The 13,454-nt window shown below is 62.4% G+C and carries 18 protein-coding genes; 2 read left to right on the top strand and 16 right to left on the bottom strand.

Features of this window, described 5'->3' with window-relative positions; genetic code table 11:
• Positions 1-44: 44 nt before the first annotated feature.
• The 13 genes from OCUBac02_RS24485 to OCUBac02_RS24425 all read right to left on the bottom strand — a co-directional run bounded on the left by OCUBac02_RS24485 (position 45) and on the right by OCUBac02_RS24425 (position 8,293).
• On the bottom strand, positions 45-299 hold the full coding sequence (locus tag OCUBac02_RS24485) for a hypothetical protein (RefSeq protein WP_173050119.1): 255 nt from the start codon (positions 297-299) through the stop codon (positions 45-47).
• Positions 296-661: a colicin E3/pyocin S6 family cytotoxin gene (locus OCUBac02_RS24480; protein WP_244639343.1), complete on the bottom strand. Its 366-nt coding sequence runs from the start codon at positions 659-661 to the stop codon at positions 296-298. The genes OCUBac02_RS24485 and OCUBac02_RS24480 overlap by 4 nt, the downstream gene beginning before the upstream one ends.
• 230 nt (positions 662-891) lie before the next feature.
• Positions 892-1,134, bottom strand: a complete 243-nt coding sequence (locus tag OCUBac02_RS24475) for a hypothetical protein (protein ID WP_173050117.1) — start codon at positions 1,132-1,134, stop codon at positions 892-894.
• A complete protein-coding gene (locus tag OCUBac02_RS24470; protein WP_173050115.1) occupies positions 1,131-1,499 on the bottom strand; it encodes a hypothetical protein in 369 nt (122 codons plus the stop codon). Before OCUBac02_RS24470 ends, OCUBac02_RS24475 begins: the two co-directional genes overlap by 4 nt.
• Complete coding sequence (locus tag OCUBac02_RS24465) at positions 1,496-2,530, bottom strand: hypothetical protein (RefSeq protein ID WP_173050113.1); 1,035 nt, start codon at positions 2,528-2,530, stop codon at positions 1,496-1,498. The genes OCUBac02_RS24470 and OCUBac02_RS24465 overlap by 4 nt, the downstream gene beginning before the upstream one ends.
• Before the next feature lie 23 nt (positions 2,531-2,553).
• Positions 2,554-3,522: a hypothetical protein gene (locus tag OCUBac02_RS24460; RefSeq protein ID WP_173050111.1), complete on the bottom strand. Its 969-nt coding sequence runs from the start codon at positions 3,520-3,522 to the stop codon at positions 2,554-2,556.
• 3 nt (positions 3,523-3,525) lie between these two features.
• Positions 3,526-4,197: a nuclease-related domain-containing protein gene (locus OCUBac02_RS24455; RefSeq protein ID WP_173050109.1), complete on the bottom strand. Its 672-nt coding sequence runs from the start codon at positions 4,195-4,197 to the stop codon at positions 3,526-3,528.
• A 9-nt stretch (positions 4,198-4,206) separates the two neighbouring features.
• Entirely contained in the window at positions 4,207-4,686 is a 480-nt protein-coding gene (locus tag OCUBac02_RS24450; protein ID WP_173050107.1) for a hypothetical protein, read from the bottom strand.
• 14 nt (positions 4,687-4,700) lie between these two features.
• Positions 4,701-5,087, bottom strand: a complete 387-nt coding sequence (locus tag OCUBac02_RS24445; protein WP_244639324.1) for a GcrA family cell cycle regulator — start codon at positions 5,085-5,087, stop codon at positions 4,701-4,703.
• A gap of 1,301 nt (positions 5,088-6,388) precedes the next feature.
• Positions 6,389-6,646 carry a hypothetical protein gene (locus OCUBac02_RS24440; RefSeq protein WP_173050105.1) on the bottom strand — a complete coding sequence of 86 codons (258 nt, stop codon included), beginning with the start codon at positions 6,644-6,646 and terminating at the stop codon, positions 6,389-6,391.
• A gap of 238 nt (positions 6,647-6,884) precedes the next feature.
• Positions 6,885-7,475, bottom strand: a complete 591-nt coding sequence (locus OCUBac02_RS24435; protein ID WP_173050103.1) for a nuclease-related domain-containing protein — start codon at positions 7,473-7,475, stop codon at positions 6,885-6,887.
• Between the two features lie 78 nt (positions 7,476-7,553).
• A complete protein-coding gene (locus OCUBac02_RS24430) occupies positions 7,554-7,772 on the bottom strand; it encodes a hypothetical protein (protein WP_173050101.1) in 219 nt (72 codons plus the stop codon).
• Positions 7,772-8,293: a hypothetical protein gene (locus OCUBac02_RS24425; protein ID WP_173050100.1), complete on the bottom strand. Its 522-nt coding sequence runs from the start codon at positions 8,291-8,293 to the stop codon at positions 7,772-7,774. Before OCUBac02_RS24425 ends, OCUBac02_RS24430 begins: the two co-directional genes overlap by 1 nt.
• Before the next feature lie 221 nt (positions 8,294-8,514).
• Here OCUBac02_RS24425 and OCUBac02_RS24420 point away from each other — a divergent pair, with 221 nt between their 5' ends.
• Positions 8,515-11,523: a DotA/TraY family protein gene (locus OCUBac02_RS24420; RefSeq protein WP_173050098.1), complete on the top strand. Its 3,009-nt coding sequence runs from the start codon at positions 8,515-8,517 to the stop codon at positions 11,521-11,523.
• Positions 11,524-11,539: 16 nt separating this feature from the next.
• Here the strand turns inward: OCUBac02_RS24420 and OCUBac02_RS24415 are convergent, their stop codons facing one another.
• The 3 genes from OCUBac02_RS24415 to OCUBac02_RS24405 all read right to left on the bottom strand — a co-directional run bounded on the left by OCUBac02_RS24415 (position 11,540) and on the right by OCUBac02_RS24405 (position 12,673).
• A complete protein-coding gene (locus tag OCUBac02_RS24415; RefSeq protein ID WP_173050096.1) occupies positions 11,540-11,893 on the bottom strand; it encodes a hypothetical protein in 354 nt (117 codons plus the stop codon).
• 235 nt (positions 11,894-12,128) lie between these two features.
• Positions 12,129-12,461: a hypothetical protein gene (locus OCUBac02_RS24410; RefSeq protein ID WP_173050094.1), complete on the bottom strand. Its 333-nt coding sequence runs from the start codon at positions 12,459-12,461 to the stop codon at positions 12,129-12,131.
• Positions 12,458-12,673: a hypothetical protein gene (locus tag OCUBac02_RS24405; protein WP_173050092.1), complete on the bottom strand. Its 216-nt coding sequence runs from the start codon at positions 12,671-12,673 to the stop codon at positions 12,458-12,460. Before OCUBac02_RS24405 ends, OCUBac02_RS24410 begins: the two co-directional genes overlap by 4 nt.
• A 274-nt stretch (positions 12,674-12,947) precedes the next feature.
• On the opposite strand from OCUBac02_RS24405, the gene OCUBac02_RS24400 reads away from it, so the two are divergent.
• Complete coding sequence (locus OCUBac02_RS24400; protein WP_173050090.1) at positions 12,948-13,175, top strand: hypothetical protein; 228 nt, start codon at positions 12,948-12,950, stop codon at positions 13,173-13,175.
• Positions 13,176-13,454 lie beyond the last annotated feature (279 nt).

The following is a 13,454-nucleotide window of genomic DNA, read 5'->3' as shown; positions in this document are numbered from 1 at the left end:
TGTCCTTGACCAAGCAAGGATAGGGTGAATTGCGCATGGGACAATCAGCCGTCCGAAGCGGATACATCCTTGGTGACTTGCCCAACAAACCAGTCAGCGGTTGGCAGCGCCTCTCCAAGTAGCAGATCACGCACTGCGCTTTCGCTTATCGCATAGGTATGAGCCAACCCGAGGTCATCTCCGACAAGCTCCGCATCCAAGTGCCTTCGAACTGCATCCAGCGGAAGCGCGACCGTGCGGTCGAAAATGAGCTCGTCAGTGACCTGATCGAAGCCATTGATGTTGATCCACACTTTCATGTCTCAGCCCTCCTGCCGGGCACAGGCGGCTTTGTCTGCTTCCCTGATCTGGGGTCAAGCACTCCCTTGTGCTTTCCCCGCTTATCATAGAGTTCAAGTTCGCCGTGTTGGGAATCCCATTCCACGAAATCGCCGTTTGGAAGGCGCCAGCGCTTGCGGCTCTTGTTGCCCTTCGGCTTTTCCTTGACCGAGCCAGGGAGACCAACCAACGTCTCAGGGGGCGGAATATAGTCGAATTGTCCTTCTCCCCTCGGCCCAAGGGCTTGCTTTCCAGCCCTGATAGCGCGTTTGAGGCCAGGAAGGCATTGATCACTCGCAGCGCAAGCGATCCCCAAACCAGCTGCGCCGAGGCCGCCGATCACAACGCCCGTTGTTGCAAGAGGCCGAAGCGCTTGGGTCTTAGCCTGCACGGGCGCGCACCAAAGCGCCACAAGGATCACAAACAGAGTCCGTATCAAAGACCATCTCCTATCTGAGATATCTTCGAACGAGAGATCGTATGGGGGATTGACGGATTACCCCAGATTTTACGCACACGCAGGCATTCCGCCATTATTTTGTCGAAGACCTTTTCTCAGGGCAGACTGGGAAATCACGCGGAAGATCTCGCCTTAAGCCGCGCCGCATTCCGTCGGGCCCGCTTCGCGTCCGCCGCTGAAAGAGCCGCGTTGGCGCGCGCCTCTTCGGCGGCGGCGCGCGCCGCACGCACGTGAGGTGGATCGTGCTCGGGCCGATGCACATAGGGTCTGCGGGGTTGGATGCGCGCGCGGGGCAGATGATCCAGCAGGTCGAGCATCCGATTGGCGATATCAAGGAGGTGGATCGGGCGAGTCATGGGGACGCCTCGACACACTCGAACGCGCTGCCCAGCAGTTGGCGGAACCGAGGATCGGCGTCGACCTGATGCTGGAACGGCCACGCGTTCCAGGGCTGCTCGTGATCAACCGTGGGGTAGAAGAGCGCTCCTCCGCGCATCGTCCGCCGATGAGCCTCGACGAGTCCGTTAGCGTTAGCGATCTGGTGGCGCACGCTCTCCGGGACACCCTTGGCGTTATGGCGGTAGACCCACTGGGCGCCAACACAGAGGTCGCAGGTGCCGTGGCCGGCGGGCGCATCGCACCATGCCTGCATCACCTCACCCCAGCCGTGGCAGAGGGCGCAGACCTCGACGGTTTCAGGGAGCTTGAGGGTGTTCCTCATGGAGTCGCTCCCAGCGCGGTGCCGGCAGCGCGGCGCGCCAGTTCACTCACGAGGGGTTTGAGGTCGTCCCACGACGGGCACTGATCCTCGTCCCAGCGGTCACGGATGCGAACAAACAGCCCAGCGGCCGGATCCCCGTTCGCAGCCTTGGCGAACGGCTCGATGAGATCGAAGCAGCGATCGAAGACCTCGATCTCGTGCTTCCAGTAGGAGATTTCGTCGTCGCGACGACGGGCGTTGCCCATTTCGCTGACGAGCGCGCTGCGCCAGACGCGGCGATGCGTGACGAAATCGAGAAGATCGAAGGCAGGCTTCGCCCCAACGACGCGGCCCGTGGGGGCTTTGCCGGACAGAGCGGTATCGATCTCCTCGCAAAAGATATCGGTGAACGGACGGGAACGGGGAAACCCGTCGCTGCCCTCCCAGACATCGGAGCCCAGCGCGGTCGGGTCGCCCTTGCGCACGTTGAGCACGAATTGGATGCGGCGCAGGAGAGCTGCCGTATCGCCATCGAGAAGGGGGACTGCGTCGCTGGCAGCGGCAACAGGGGAACGCTGATCCGCCGCGGCGAGGGGAGCCCGCAGTTCCTCCAGCACATGATCGAGCATCTGATGCGATGCGTTCTTCCGAGGAAGGTCCTCGATCCAGGAAATGGCCAGCGCCAGTGCATCGCGGACGGTGGCCGGTTTGGTCCTCGCAGTCGAAAGCGATGCGAGGACTGCCTCTGGCGAGCGACGCGGCCGCTGAATCTCCTCCTCGTGCCAAGTGAGCAATTCGGCGACGTCCAGACCATCGTCCTGATGCTCGGCGGGGTCATAGAGACCGCGCTCCTTTAGCCAAGCGAGCAGATCGTCGGCGATCTGAACTTTGGCGCTGGTGATGGTGACCTCGGCCTCGCTTTCGACGGGCTGCTTCTGCGCGAAGAGCTCGGCAATGCGGGACGCGGCTGCATACTCGTCGACACCGGCTTCGCGGATGATGCGGGCGATCTCTTCCTGGGTGGGCAGGGTGTTCGAGACTTCAGAGGTCATGGGATGATCCTGGGAGGAGGGCGTCACGCAGCGGTCGCCTTCAGCTGTTTGCCGTTCAGCCGCCACTTGATGACCGCATCGAGGTCGATGGCACCGCCGGGAGCCGTGCGAGCCGCGGCGTAGGCGCCGATCACGATGTCAGCGAGGGAGCGAGCAAAATCGCTGTCGGCGTCCGCCGGCGGTGGTGGCTTGATCGGGATGACGAAAGGCAGGACCTTCTGCCGGAACTGCAGCAATGCTTTGCCGAGGTCTCGGCTGGTAGCGGTCCTGTCGATGTCGCTTTGCCAGTAGGCGTCCCGAAGACGCTCGCAAAAAAGCTCGTATTCGAGCCCACCCCTCAGCCCGAGGTACCATTCGAGATGGCGATCATTCAGATCGGGGGCGGTCTGATAGGATTCCTCCAAACTCGGGCGAGCCTGCCACCACAGATTCAGGCCGGGTTCGCGGAACGCCAACGAGCTACGGACATGGGCTTCAAATTTGCCCCATGGACGCCAGTTATCCGTGAGCACGGGCGCTTCGATGACATCACCGTGCGTATGTGAAATCACCCGATAGGCCTGCTCGCCGATCGCAACCGTGTCGCCAAGCGGCAACGGGAGGTCTGTGAGGCCGAGACGATCGGCATCGCGTTTCGGGCAGATATGCCACCGCCACGAGTGGATCGTGGTGATTGAAGGAGGCCGCAACCCAAGCTTCAGGCATCTTTCGGAAACGCGGGCATGGATATCTTTGGTTGCAAGGCCGACCTGACGGCTCGGAACGAGCTCTTTCCAGATCTCGTCTACGACCTCCTGCGGGAATGTTCGCTTGCCTGGTTTCCCCACCGGGAGAGCCCGAGCCCGAGCCGCCAGAAAGCGGCGCCGCGCAGCTCTGTGTTCGAGATCCACGCCGTCATCGCCGGCCGTCAAAGCGCGCTGCGCGACCTCGATGAGGTAGGTCCGAAGCTGCTTGATGCGCCAAGCTGGGATGGAGGACGCGAACCCAATCACGGCTCAGAGACCTTGATGGCGAAGCTTGATGGCCGTCGGGCAGCTCGGCGCCTTGCGAGGATGCCTCTGGCGCTGAAGATCGCCGGGTTGATCGCCACGGGCCAAAGTACCGGCGAACCAGTTCCAGTCCAGCACTGCCTTCCCCGTTCCGCGGCGAGAAAGCTCCTGAAGGTAACGGCGCAGCGCGCGAGGCGTGTAGACGCCATCCGGGCGCCTCTTGGCGAAGGTTGCGTCGCCAATGAATGCAACGAGGCCGACCACCTCGACGTTACCGCCCACACGCTCCTGGATTGCCTCCACGACCGGGTAGTTCTGACGAAGCGGGTTCGGGATCCGCGACGTGACGCCGCCACGCTCAGCGAGCCAGGTTGGCTCGTGAGCCTGGCCGGTGATCTTGCCGCGCAACGACGCGTGCTGGATGACCACGACGGTGTCGCCAGCGAGGACGATGTAGTCGACGACCTTCACGCCACCCGCGTGGGGCAGATAGGCATTGTGGACCACCTGCAGGCCGAGGCGGTCGACGATCTTCCAGACGATCATCGGGCCGTAGCCGCCGGCCCAGAGGTCACGCAGCAGGTACGCCACCGAGGCAGCCGCCAGGACGATGACAGCTGCGAGCGCGTGCCAGTGGTTTTCGAAGGCCTGCACTAGGCTCTTGAGAACGGCGTCCATGGAATTCTCCTACTCGGAGCGCCGGGCCGCTCGGACCGCCGCATCGATTTCGTGAAGGGCAGCGCGCGCGGTCAGCCAGTTGACAGCGCGGCGAGGTTGGGTCGCCATCTCGGCTGCGGCCTCAGCGAGTGCTTTCGAGCGATCGAGAGCCTCTGGCGCGCCTTCGCCCCAAGCGATCGCGTTCAGCACCGCGTTCGCGATCGAGAAAGCGAGGTGCGGGTTCGGGTGGGGCAGACCAGGCGCGGAGCGTGCAGCCTGCTCGGCGGCCGGCGGCGGCGTGGACGCGGACATTACCGAGCGTATCTCTTCGCCGAGCTGCTCGATCCGCGCTTCAGCCGCATCACGATCATAGGAGGCAGGATCCCTGCCCAAGAGGCCGAGCGCTTCGTCTTCAAGTCGAGCGACCAAGCTCGCCAGCCGCTCAGTCGGCGTCGTAGCGATGGTGTCCGCGTCGGCGGTGGTCGACAGAGCAGGGATTTGATGGTTCATATCCGCCATCGAGCTCAGCCTTTCGCCCCGGCGCCGTTGGCCCTCGCGAGGTGAGCCTGAACTACCGTGACATCGACATAGGGCAGGGGAAGATGCCCCTCAGGCTTAAGCGCAGGCGTCGCGACCGCGTTAGCTTGCGTGGCGATCGAGAAGGTCGAATTCCCGCGGCGACGACCAGGCGCGCGCCGGGCCAGGCCGAGCCGATTGGCCTTGCCAATGACGACGTTCTTGGTGATGCCGCCGAACTCGGCCGCGATCTCCGTGGCGCTGGCGCCGGTGTCCCAATGAGACTTGAGCTTCGCGACCCGTTCCGGGGTCCAGTAATCCTGAGCCATTGATGGACCAATCACGCAATTCTTGATGATGGCGCGATCATGCCGTTGCCGGATGCGCGGGAACAAGGATTGAATCCGGCCAATCCACCAAGTCGTTGGCCGGGAGCCCGGACGGAATGCGGTTTCGCTTCCGATGAGCGCGCACGAATTTCGAGATCTCTCCCCCTGTATGGGGATGGCAACCCCTGGTTGGGTCTGCTTAGATGACCAAGGGGAAGCAGCGCCGACCCGCTCTTCTCCCAATTCGAGCTCGAACAGGGATTGGGGACAACGATGATTTCGAAAGCGAAAATCAGTCTGTTATGCGCCGTTTCCTCGCTTTGCATCGCAGGAGCTGCGCTCGCGCAAGACGCCAAGCCTAAGGAGGTGCCTTCCTCCAGCATCGTCGATGACGCAAAGCAGGTGCGAGAGTCCGTCGCCTTGATCGGGCTCGCACCCGAATTCGTGGTCTCGGGCGATCAGCCATACGATAGCTATTTCGTCGGCGCTGAGGTCATTCGCTTCAAGCCCGGTGCGAGGCTGATTTTCAGCGAAAAGGCGCTCAAAATCAGGAACAACCTAGTTCTCGCGGCGAAGACCATCGTGAACGAAGACCAATCCAGGCCAGGCATCATCACCTGGGCGAGGGGAGAGGGGCCTGCTCAAAGCCCTCCGCAGTCAGGGCAAGCACCTGGCGGGCCACACGGCGTCGGTGATGGAGCATCTGGTGGGTCTGGATCAAATGGGGCGCCCGGGAATCCCGGAATTGACGGACAATCAGCGCCCAATCTGACCCTATTCATGCTCTCCGCAGAGGGAGCGCCTCCAATCATTGACCTGCGTGGTCAGCGCGGTGGCAAGGGCGGAACCGGGCAGCAGGGCGGCGACGGCGGTGTCGGCCAAAAGGGATCTCCTGCGAGCGCGTCTCTATTCGACTGCAAGGCCGGCGCTGGGTATGGAGGAAATGGTGGGACTGGCGGAACCGGCGGACAAGGCGGCCGCGGCGGCTCCGGCGGGAAGGGTGGGACGTTTACGATAGTCTCGCTACCGACCGCTTTCCCAGCGCTGATTTCTTTGGTCCGAGCGGATGCCGGTGGCGGGGATGGTGGAGCCGGTGGGGATGGCGGCGGATTTGGCCGGGGCGGCCCTGAAGGCGCCCAAGGCGAAAAGGCGCTTCCCTATTGCAAGGACGAGCCAGGCCGGCGTGGAAAACGCGGAGCCGACGGAGGCCAGGGTGGGACCGGGCAACCGGGAACGGGAGGGCTCTCTGGGGACGTCAGCTTCACGACGCTATCGCGCGAGGCGTTCAACCAGCTCTACGGCATCAAGTAGGCCGAGGTCTGAAAACTCCCGCGCGGCTGGGCTGCCTGCTGCGCGGGAGGAGGGCGTTACTTGAAACGATACTCGTACATCACGCCACCAGAGCTGTTGACCGAGCTCCCGCGGCTGTTGTCGGGGACGTATTGTCCGGAACCACCCGTATTGTAGCCGCCCGAGGTATTCTGGTTGGTGTAAGTGCCGAAGGACGAATTCCCCGACGAGTACCTCGGATTGTAGTCGGTGCGGCTTTGCGGTGTGTTTCCGCTCGACTGCGCCAACGCAGCAGAACTCAAAATGCCAAGCAGGAAGACCAGAGCATAACGCATATCAGCCTCCACAATGCCGGAAATTCGGCAACGGACGCAGCGTAATCTGGCTCGCAGTTCTTCACAAGCACGACGTTTGCTGGGATTAGGATAGATCTCGATCCCTGAAACCCGCTGATGGCTCTGCGTCGCGCCGGGATGGAACGGCGATCGCTGGCGCCTTCGGAGCGAGAGGGACGATCGCGAGCGGCGCGAGCGGAGGATCGATCCGCGGCAGAGGGTCCTTCCCTTTCCTGCGCTAGATCCCAGCCTTGTGCGCTGCCTTCAGCGCTTTGCGTTCCGCCTTCCGATCGGCGCCGGCCGCCCGTTGCAGCAGGAGCTCCCACGCAAGCGCGACCGAGCGCTTGCGGTTGGTGTCCAGGGCCACCAGCGCCTTCTTTAGCTCGCGAGGTGTGTAAACGCCCTCGGGAGCGCCATTCGGGAACTCGGCATCGCCGACGAACACGACCATCCCGACGACCTCGACTTCCGGGCCGACGACTGCCTTCACAGCTTCGACATGAGCGTAGTTCTGTCGGAGCGGGTTCTGGAAGCGATGCTTGCTGTGAGGGTTGTAGGCGACTGTCCAGCTCGCCTCGCGCTCGCGTCCGAAAATGCGCCCCTCATAGTTCTTGGTCTCGATGACAACGATTGCGCTGCCGGCAAGGGTAAGGTGGTCGATCTGGGAGACGCCGCCCGGGAAGGGCAGGTAGACGTCGTGCAGGACCGGAAGCTTCATGCGCTTCAGGATTCTGTTCACGATCGCCTCGCCAAACCGCCCCTTGATTAGCGGTTTCAGCCCGCTGATGACGGCCGCGGCCATGATCAGCATGAAAAGACCAAGCATCATCCAGCCGTGATCCGCGCCGGTCTTCCAGAGAGCTTCAAAGACGTAGTTGCGAGGCTGATTCACGGCCAATCAGCTCTGCTACCCGAGCCTCTTGGCGATGTCAGCAAGGCTCGTGCTGTAGTCGGGGTCGGCAGCCTGCTTCGCGAAGTCAGGATGGCACGGCGCCACGGGGTAGCAGACGTCGCGTTGATGCCCCTCGTGGTAGACGTCGATGTCGATCAGGATCCCGTTGACGCATTCCACGTCCTGGCCGAAGCGGTTGTCGAGAAAGCCGTTCTGGCAATGAGGGCACGGCATCAGCGCAGGCCCTCCAGCCAGGCGTGGGCCTTCTGGGCATCGCGCAGATCGCCGATACGGAACATGTCGTGATAGCTCGTTCCGGAGCCGGCCGGGCGAACCATCAAGCCCATGTTTCCTCGCAGGCCTTGGAAGAACGCCGCGGCGGTGGCGAACGGCCGCAGCGCCCGCGCGAGCTCCTTCGATGCGAGATCGTGCTCAGCCGCCTCCTGGACGAGATGCTCCTGCAGGTCCTGATCATAGGCCAGAAGGTCCGGCTCCTCCTCGTATTCGCCGAGCAGATAGCGGACACGATCAGCGGTGTAGCGGACGCGGTCCTTGAACTCGGAGCGTTCGAGGGTGATGCCGTCCCAGACGTGGCCGCCCTTCGGCATCAGCACCGCGGTCCAGTTGGTCTTCCCGTTGCTCTCCGGCATCGGACCGAACCAGACGGTAAGCGGGTTCTGCTGCTTGCTCTCGGGCAGCTGATTGCCGGCGGCCGTTTGGGCGGAGGAGGTGTCGACGGCGGGGCTCACGAACATCGGAGCATTCCTTCAAGGGATCGAAATAGAGGGGGCGACAGTGAGGCGCGCTCAGCCCGCAAACAAGGATAGCGCGCTCTCCATCCACCGAGATCTCCGGACCTCGACAAGAATCCTTTGCCTGACCAAGGCTCCCCACCATCTGGCCTCGACACTTTCAAGGAAACGGAGGACAATTCCGCGATCAAGGACCCTGTCCTTCAAGGAATCGTGGACCAGCCATGGCAACCGGCAAGAGCGACGACATCAACTACAGCCGTGAAGCTGCTGAAGGCATCAAGGATGCCGTTCAGGAGACGATCATCGGCAAGGGCGAGTGGAAGCGCTCGAAGCTCGGCTACCTCTTCGGCTTCTCGTCGCTGAAGCGAAACGTCGGCGGCGTCGCGGATCGCGGCAAGAAGTCCTTCTGGCGCTGGAACTTCTTCAAGGTCGGCGCCTTTCGCCATGACGACCAGGGCGTCGCCATCGAGGAGGAGGTGACGGACGCTCACCTGCGCTTCCGCGCGGCCATGGAGGTCAATGGTCGGACCCTCACCGAGGTCAATCGCTCGGTCGACAACACCTATCGCCAGTTCTGGCTGTTCGCATCGCTGTTCCTCCTCGCCTTTGCCTGGGGCCTCGGCAGCCTGATGGGCAACGGCGTCGGGCACGGCATCTTCATGGTGACCGACATCCTCTTCCGCTTCGCGCTCCTGCCGATCCTGGCGGCGCTGGTGCTGCGCGCTGGTTTCACGAACTGGCTGTTCCGCCGCCGGCGTCTAGACGGCCTCGGCGATTACCTGCGCTCGGGCGAGTTCTTCCCGACAAAGGCGCCGCGCGCGCCGGCCCCGGTCCCTGCGAAGACTAAGAAGGCCTCTGGCACTCCGCGTTCGACCGCTGCCATCTTGCTGCTGCTCGGCGCCGCGCTGCTGATCGCTGCCTTCCCTGACGCCGTGCTCGCCCAGGCGACGAACACCTCGGGCACAGTCAATCCGAACGACATCTTCCAGACCAAGTCGCAACCCGACCTGTTCATGCGTCTGCTGGCCTATGTGATCCCGGACGCTGGCCCGGTCGGAACCCCCGACATCGGCATGCAGGGGTGGCACTCGGCCGTGAAGAACGGCTTCATGGCCTTCTGCGGCACGCTGCTCTTCATCGGCTCCGCGATGGCCGGCTGGCACATCACCACCGGCCTGGTGGCGAGCGCGCGCGAAGGCAAGGCCCTTGGCAGCAACTACCACGAGGTCTGGGCCCCGATGCGTGTCGTCGTCGGCTACGGCATGCTCGTGCCGGCGATGAAGGGTCTCTGCGCCGCGCAGATCCTGGTGCTCTACCTGATCTCCTGGGGCGGAAACCTCGCCAACCTGGTCTGGAACCCCTACATCGACACCATCACGGCCGGAACGATCCCGAACATGCAACAGCAGGTTCAGGACACCGTGAAGATGGGCAATGCCGCGAACGCGACGGCCGCCGTGAAGGCGATCTTCGAGAAGACCCTCTGTGCTGAGATCGTCAACCTTGGCAACACGCGACTCGGCGTGCAGAACGCGCAGATCTCGGTCCCGCCATCCTGGACCACCGTCTCGAATCCCAACTACTCGATGTGGTCGAGCCAGTCTGTACCGAAGAATATCCAGACTATGGATTACGGTCCTGTCTGCGGGATGATCTCCCTTGAGGTTCTTGCAGTGAGCCTCAACACGCCCGAGATCAGCAACACCAAGGCCATGCTCGAAGCGAAGAAGCAGGCCATCACCGAGATCGCCAACAATAGCGAGCTCAAGAACCTCGCGAAGACGGCCGCGCAGACCTACTTCACCAATCAAGGCAGCGGGGAGCAGTCCTCGAGGGCGTTCTCGTCGGAATCCAACCCGGACCAGTACACGAACCTCTTCACCCAAGCGATCAACACCTATGTGACCGCAGTCAGCAACGCCGTCGGGCAGGCGATGCAGTCCTCGGATCCGAACACGGCGAACGAGATCACGCAGCTGCGCGAGCAGGCGAAGAAGGATGGCTGGGCGGCCGCCGGCGTGTATTACCTGACGCTGGCTCGCATCCAGGCGCGCGTCTATGCGGCCGCCACCGAAGGTCTGCAGATCGGTGGCGTCTCGGGCACGCGCACCAATGGTCAGTCCGCCTTCATCACCGATGCCCTGGTCGGCACCAAGGAAAGCCCCGGCGCGCTAACGCAGTTCGGCGACTGGTGGGATGCCAAGAACCGCCAGATCACCAACACCGCAATGGGCACCGCCAGCCAGGCTGCGAGCGAGACCAACTCGAACGCTCTGAGCTGGGTCCTGAACCAGGTCTTCGGCGGCTTCGCCAACTGGTTCAACAGCCGCTCGGACAGTACCCAGGTCATCATTAACCCGATGGGCGACACCATCAGCTATGGCAACAAGCTTCTGGTGGGCGCGCAGGCGGCGATCGTGTCAGGCGCGCTCATGAGCGGCACCATCGAGGCCGGCAACTCGAACATCCTCGGCAAGGGCCTGAACTGGCTGACCGGCGCCGGAGCTGGTTTGAAGGGCGTTTTCGGCTTCCTGAGTCCGTTCGTGACCATGCTGACGATCGCCATCCTCGCAGCGGGCGCGATCCAGGCCTTCGTGATCCCGATGATCCCCTACATTATGTCGGTCTTCTTCATTGCTGGTATGATGACCCTCGTTGTCGAAGGCCTTGCCGCGGCGCCGCTCTGGGCATTCTTCCACATCAGGATGGATGGGCAGGAGTTCGTCGACCAGGTTCAGAAGCCGGGCTACATGATCGCCTTCAATCTCATCCTCCGGCCGGTATTGATGGTCTTTGGCATCATCCTCTCATACATCGTGTTCGGAACGATGCTCTGGTTCGTGAACACGACCTTCATCCCGGCCTCGAACGCGCTCTCGCAGTCGTCCTCGATCGGCTTCATCGGCATGTTCGTCATGATCGTGCTCATGAGCTACATCGACTTCCAGATCGCCGTCCGCTCATTCCAGCTGATCACCCACATCCCAGAGCGTGTAAGCCGCTGGTTTGGTCAGGGTGGCGATCATCTTGGAGACGACAATGACAGCCAACAGGCGACCCGCGTGTTCGTCGGCGGCATGGAGCATCGCGTGTCGACAATGGCGACAGGCGTGGGCAATGCCAATATGATGAAGGGAGCTGGCCGTGGGTCGAGGATTGCTCCTCCGCAGAACCAGGAAAGCGCTCCGAAGCCCGCAAAAGATGGCGGGGGCGGTAGGGGCGTCAAGTAAGTAGGGACACCCCTACTTACTTCGCTTGAGCGCGGAGGGTCTCGGGCCGTTTGAGGCCCTTGGCTTTGCCCAGCGCATCGAACTTGTCTGCATAGACCGCAGAGAGTTGCTTTTGCGGGCGACCGTCGCCGAAGTGCTTACCAGTCGGCTTGAGCAGGCGGTTCGCGGGATCAAGGCGCTGGAGCTCGGCCATAAGCACGTCAACGAGGTGGTCCAGGGCGCCGGCGTGGATCTGCTCGCTAAGAAGCGCCGCCTTGTAATCCGCGATGGTGGCGTTTTTCTGCGCGATGGTCTGCTCGCCATCGGCCACCACCTGCGCAATCGCAGCCTGTGCACCGAGAACCGTACCCATTTGCGCGAAATCAGTCACTAACGAACCTCACAAACGAACCACACTTGATGCCCTCTTGTACGACGGAGGCAGTCGAGTGTCAAGCAATGAGGCAAGGAAAGGCGCGACAATCCTTAGTCAAGGCAATGAGCGTTCCTTGGATGTGAGCGAGATCTATAAAATTGATCAGGCTTTCCAGAAGAAATCATTGATCGCAATTTGAGGAGGGGGGCGCGATCGGACAAAGCACCTGTGACCGCCGCCGATGTCCATATCATCGGGCACGAGCGCGCAGATATTCAGGGTGGGTCACGCCCCTTTTCCTGCCAGCTTCATCAAATTTCGCTTCGTACAGGAGCGAAAGCTGAGTCTGAGGGTGGCCGTTATCGAACCTTTTCCCGGTTTGCTTGAAAAGGCGGTGCCCAGGTGCGACGGCCCTGAGCTCCGCCTTTAGGACCTCAACGAGATGGTTGAGGCCAGCTGAATGCATCTCCTCCTTGGCGAGGGCGCCCCTGAACTCTCCGATGGTCTGCTCGCCATCCGCCACGACCTGCGCGATGGCTGCCCGGGCACCAAGGATGGTTCCGATATTCGCGTAATCGATCACGAGGCGCTCCCTGTCAGCAGCGCCAGCGGCTGGATATCCCCGCGCTCCAGGAGACGGTCATGGAGCTCGGGAGCGCGCTCGCGCAGCTTGCGGTGTAGCTTCACGCAGAAGCGACGAGCACCGGGCTCGCCGGCCCAGACCATCATTTGGGCGCCGATGAGCGCCGCACAGTGCTCCTCAACAGACATCCGGACGACCCAGGGCTTAGACACTGCGTATCCCCACTCTGATTTCGGTGGATAGGGAGATACTCGCGGATCCGTGAAGAGGCGCTTCGTTCGATGCGCTCAATTGAGGATACCCGCAGAGGAAACGAAGATTTCTCAACTCGGGGCAGCATAAGGGCAGCGGCAACTGCCCCGAGTTATAACTTCGGCGCGAATTCGTTATAGCCGGCGGCGCGTCTTCTTCCGGACCTCAGAACTTTCCTCTTGCGACGGCCATCAGATCGCTGTCGCTTGGGCATAGGATCACTGAGGAAACAGCATGGTCACCGATCTAAGCCGGTCCGAGCGCAAACTGCTGGAATGGTGCGCGCGGACCTTGGTCCTGGAGAGCCAGGTCGTGGCGAGCGGCCTGTCGCGGGCGCTGAACGAGCTCCTGCTCAAGGGCGCGGTCCGGTTGGTCGATCACCCCACTGTGCGCGGGGGCGCTTCCCGCCTGGTGCCGGCGGCCGCAGTGGAAGCGACGGAGATCGGGAAGGGGCTTCTTTGAGTGGGGGCGGCCAGACTTGACGGCATGGACGGCATGCTTGCGCGCCTTCCACCGATGCAGGCGAAGGTGTACTGTCGAGCCATGGTCGATGCTCGTCATCAAGATCCTTGGACGCCAGATCACGAGCGCTGGTACCAGGAGGCAATCGAGCGCTATGGCGCCATGTGTTTGTGGAACGCAAAGCCACAGCGCACGATCGCGGGGTTGCGAGTGATCATCGAGCGGCTGAAGACCTACGGGGATATGCCGGCCTGGAAGCTCGCATTATCGATCTCGGAG

The sequence above is a fragment of the Bosea sp. ANAM02 genome (assembly GCF_011764485.1).
GTDB lineage: Bacteria > Pseudomonadota > Alphaproteobacteria > Rhizobiales > Beijerinckiaceae > Allobosea.
Note: the sequence above shows the minus strand (reverse complement) of the source record. Positions and strands in the feature narration are given on the sequence as shown.